This is a genomic window from Anabaena sp. AL93 (genome assembly GCF_001672085.1).
Lineage (GTDB): Bacteria > Cyanobacteriota > Cyanobacteriia > Cyanobacteriales > Nostocaceae > Dolichospermum > Dolichospermum heterosporum.
This window is the reverse complement of the sequence record NZ_LJOU01000183.1, coordinates 1-4434: the sequence shown is the minus strand read 5'-3', so window position 1 is coordinate 4434 and position 4434 is coordinate 1. Positions and strand designations below refer to the sequence as shown.

Annotated in this window: 4 protein-coding genes and 1 tRNA gene; all 5 read left to right on the top strand. The window is 36.8% G+C overall.

The features are described from left to right. Positions 1–524 precede the first annotated feature (524 nt). Complete coding sequence (locus tag AN486_RS26170; protein WP_039200402.1) at positions 525–1073, top strand: NYN domain-containing protein; 549 nt, start codon at positions 525–527, stop codon at positions 1071–1073. A gap of 164 nt (positions 1074–1237) precedes the next feature. Continuing rightward, a tRNA-Asn gene (locus tag AN486_RS26165) sits at positions 1238–1309 on the top strand. Between the two features lie 813 nt (positions 1310–2122). Beyond that, positions 2123–2632 carry a phosphate-starvation-inducible PsiE family protein gene (locus AN486_RS26160; RefSeq protein WP_053539586.1) on the top strand — a complete coding sequence of 170 codons (510 nt, stop codon included), beginning with the start codon at positions 2123–2125 and terminating at the stop codon, positions 2630–2632. Between the two features lie 83 nt (positions 2633–2715). Next, the gene (locus tag AN486_RS26155; protein WP_053539587.1) at positions 2716–3642 is read left to right on the top strand and encodes a carbohydrate ABC transporter permease; all 927 of its coding nucleotides are present in this window, start codon (positions 2716–2718) and stop codon (positions 3640–3642) included. A 128-nt stretch (positions 3643–3770) separates the two neighbouring features. Further along, a partial coding sequence (locus tag AN486_RS26150; protein WP_290603018.1) for a hypothetical protein occupies positions 3771–4434 on the top strand: 664 nt, incomplete at its 3' end.

Sequence of the window (4434 nt, the reverse complement as noted above, 5' to 3'; positions counted from 1 at the left end):
CGAGGTAGGGGAGGTAGGGGAGGTAGGGGAGGTAGGGGAGGTAGGGGAAGGAAGAACAGAAGTTTTTTCCGATCATTACCCGTCAAAATAAATTTGACGAACTACTAGCCCTGAACTATGGCTTACGCCACGCTACACTATCAGTTATGGGCGGATTATATTTAGAATAAAATAGCCCTGATCTACTACAATAATCAAATTTTGGCTTATCCGCATTTATGTATAGTTAATTATTATTAAAAGCTAGAATTAGTGGAAAAGCGGTCAAAATGCTATTCAAAAAGCCTTCTATCCTGGAAACATAAAATTTTACAGACAGAGAAAAATATTTTTTTAGAGAAAACAAATTCAGTAAACCTGATTTTTAGAGGCTTTTTCAAAATCATAGCTTCTATCGTAGGGTCTAAATTTGATTAAAAGAGGCAGTTTTTATTTCTTGTAACATGGGGTTACAAGCAATGCTTCATTTACTATAAGTCTTATGAATGATTTTTGTTAACTCTAGATAATTGTGATTAAAAACCATGTCTCGTTCCATAGTCCCGGCCGTTCTCTTAGTAGACGGTTACAATATTATAGGCACTTGGCCTTGCTTGATAAAAACCCGTGATCATGCCGGACTTGAGGCTGCACGGGGTGAATTAGTGGAAGCAATGACTAATTATAGTGCTTTCCAAGGTTATGAAACTCAGGTAGTGTTTGATGCTCAATATCAAAACACTCCTAGTAACAGAGAAACTATTACAAATTTTCTAACAGTACATTATACGGATTTTGGTCAGACTGCAGACACATATATAGAAAAAACCTGTGCGTCTCTGCGTCACCAAATATCCCAATGTTTAATTTCCCGCATGATTGTCGCTACATCAGATCGAGCGCAGCAGTTAACAGTCCAGGGATATGGTGCTGAATGGTTATCGGCGCATCAACTATGTGGCGAAGTAGAAACTACTGTCTGTCGGATGCGCCATAGGTATCAGTCGCAAAAACAACCTAAAAGTAGATTCTTGGTGAATGGAATTGATCCTAAAGCCAGACAACGGCTGACGGAATTGCGAATGGGATTATAATTTTAGGATTCGTAAATCTCCGAATGTAGCTGCTGGAAAGGTTTTGGGGTATTAAAAGTGAGAAATTTCAGCAGCAACAAAAAAAAGTTGGAAAATTTTTCCAAAACCCCTTGCATTAATCTGGATTTAGGTTTACTATAGCTAAAGTTAAGAGCAAAGAGCATTCCTCAGTAGCTCAGTGGTAGAGCGATCGACTGTTAATCGATTGGTCGCTGGTTCGAATCCGGCCTGGGGAGTTTAAATAAAAGACGAGGCGTGAAACAAAAATTAATAAGTTTCACGCCTTGTTTTTTGTATACTCAAAACGGCTTAATTGTTTGATTCTAAAGGTAGTAGTAGTAATACTTGTCAGTTAAGGAAATGTAGGTTGGGTTGAGCGAACGTTTACGTTCCACAACCCAACCTGCCATATAATGACTTTTCAGGCTTAACCGAGCAGTATTGGTAGTAGTAGGGGTAAAGCAAGAGCTTCATTGGTGTCAACTTAAGTTAAAAATGGCTTATCTGTTTGCTTCCACACCCGCCCGGAAATGAATTTCCGGGCTAATAGCGAAAGTAAACTAAAGTTTACTCAAAAATTTCCGGGTTATTTAGTCATCAAAAGACAACTTCTGCTATTAGACTGGGAATATGGCTAACGCCACGCTACGCTATCATTCCCAGGCGGGCTACAGGTTTAACGTTAAGTTGACACCATTAAGCACTGCTAAACCCACATCTAGGTTCTTTGTCATTTCACAAAAGTTTATATCCTACTTGTGTTTAGTATAATTAGATAGCGTTGGTTTATTTACTCCGAGCTGTACTATTATGCTTTAATTGGATAAGTAGGTGAACACAATAAAACCAAACTGTGTAAAGAAATGTAAAATCGCCTAAACCCTCTTCACTCTTGCCTCTTGCCTCTTGCCTTTTGCCTTGCCATAACGACAATTTTCAACGCCAACCTACTTAGTTGCTAATTACGTCTTGTTCTCTGTTTACTTTATTAAAATCTGTTTAATGGTTAATTATTAAAATAGATGTATTGATCTTTTTTAGGAAATACCATGCCACAGCGGATAATTATAGAAGTCAATAATTGGTTTAAACGAGATAGAATTGTTCGTAACTTAGAGCTTTTTCAGGATATTATTGTAATCTCCCTTTGCGTGAGTTTATTTTGTGTTATGCTCATTCGATTAGGAGATATGTTTTTATCGTTTTTACGTCCATTAGATTTACGGCAAGTCACATCTGATATTCTGTTTATTTTGATATTAGTAGAACTGTTTCGGTTATTAGTTGATTACCTCCAAGAACGCAGTATATCCGTAGGTGCAGCCGTAGAAATTACGATTGTTTCGGCTTTGCGAGAGGTAATTTTACGTGGTGTATTAGAAATTTCCCGCGACCAACTTTTTGGACTTTCTGTATTTCTATTAGTTTTATCAGGAATTTTCCTAGCTTTACCTTGGATGCCTAGCTTATTAAAACAGGTGAAAATTAATAACCATGAGACAGTAGAACCAGAATCATACAGCAGAATTCAAGAGTCAGGAGTCAGGAGTCAGGAGTAAAACGTAATTTTGCCAAAAAATAGGGAAGAGGATTATTTAACCGATTCCCCAATTAAATATTAGTTTTATGGGAGTCCTATAATATGTCTCAATTAACATCAAAACAATGGATTTTAATTAAACACAAAATTACACCATATTTGTTCTTATTACCTGCCTTGATTATCTTAATATTAACTGTTTTTTGGCCAGCAGTTCAAGCCTTTTATCTCAGTTTTACCAACTATGAAAATATAGGAGATCCTCCTCAATGGATTGGCTGGAAAAATTTCCTGCGTTTATCGAAAGATCCAGTTTTTTGGCAAACATTAGAAAATACATTTATTTATCTGATTGGTGTTGTTCCTATTTTAGTATTTTTACCCTTAGCTTTAGCAATTTTAGTGAATCAAAAATTGCGGGGAATGAATTGGTTTAGAACAGCATATTATACCCCAGTTGTAATTTCTATGGTAGTAGCTGGGATAGCCTGGAAATGGTTATATGCAGAAAACGGGTTGCTGAATCAAATTCTCAAAACTTTAGGGATTTTTCCCGACGGAATTCCCTGGTTAACAAGTCCTGATAAGATATTGGGAATTGTTCCCATTTCCTTAGCTAGTATTATGGCTGTAACGATTTGGAAAGGCTTAGGCTATTATATGGTAATTTATTTAGCTGGATTACAAGCCATTCCCGCTGATATTTATGAAGCTGCGGCTATTGATGGTTCAGATAGTGTTCGTAAACATTGGGATATTACGTTACCATTAATGCAACCATATTTAGCTTTAGTGGCTGTAATTTCGGCGATTTCGGCAACTAAAGTTTTTGAAGAAGTTTATATTATGACTCAAGGCGGACCACTCAATAGTTCTAAGACTATTGTTTATTATTTGTATGAACAAGCATTTGGTAATTTAGAGATTAGCTATGCTTGTACTATTGGTTTGGTGCTATTTTTAATTATTTTAGGTTTATCAATTTTAAGATTAGTTATCAATCAAGATGGGAATGATTTTAGTGTTTAATATTTAGGGTTTGCTGAAAAAGTTATCTGTGAGGGCTAGAGGTATGGCTAAGAGGATGTTTGAAAAGTGTTTAATGTATAAATAGCCAATTCCAGTTACTACCTAAATGCCAAAGGTGTGCGATCGCTGTGGGAAATTGTCCGAATCAGGATTTCCAGGATTTCCAGGATTTCAGGATTTACAGGATGAGGGATCTATTTGCAGATGAGGTTGCTAATTTGACGGTGATTAATTGTCTGAATCAGGATTTCCAGGATTTCAGGATTTACAGGATGAGGGATCTGTTTGTAGATGAGGTTGCTAATTTGACGGTGATTAATTGTCTGAATCAGGATTTCCAGGATTTCAGGATTTACAGGATGAGGGATCTATTTGCAGATGAGGTTGCTAATTTGACGGTGATTAATTGTCTGAATCAGGATTTCCAGGATTTCAGGATTTACAGGATGAGGGATCTGTTTGCAGATGAGGTTGCTAATTTGACGGTGATTAATTGTCTGAATCAGGATTTCCAGGATTTCAGGATTTACAGGATGAGGGATCTATTTGCAGATGAGGTTGCTAATTTGACGGTGATTAATTGTCTGAATCAGGATTTCCAGGATTTCAGGATTTACAGGATGAGGGATCTGTTTGTAGATGAGGTTGCTAATTTGATGGTGATTAATTGTCTGAATCAGGATTTCCAGGATTTCAGGATTTACAGGATGAGGGATCTGTTTGTAGATGAGGTTGCTAATTTGACGGTGATTAATTGTCTGAATCAGGATTTCCAGGATTTCAGGATTTACA

Excerpts from the sequence above, each read along its gene's own strand:
- AN486_RS26155 (WP_053539587.1), top strand. The coding sequence starts at position 2,716 with ATGTCTCAATTAACATCAAAACAATGGATTTTAATTAAACACAAAATT.
- AN486_RS26160 (WP_053539586.1), top strand. The coding sequence starts at position 2,123 with ATGCCACAGCGGATAATTATAGAAGTCAATAATTGGTTTAAACGAGAT.
- AN486_RS26170 (WP_039200402.1), top strand. The coding sequence starts at position 525 with ATGTCTCGTTCCATAGTCCCGGCCGTTCTCTTAGTAGACGGTTACAAT.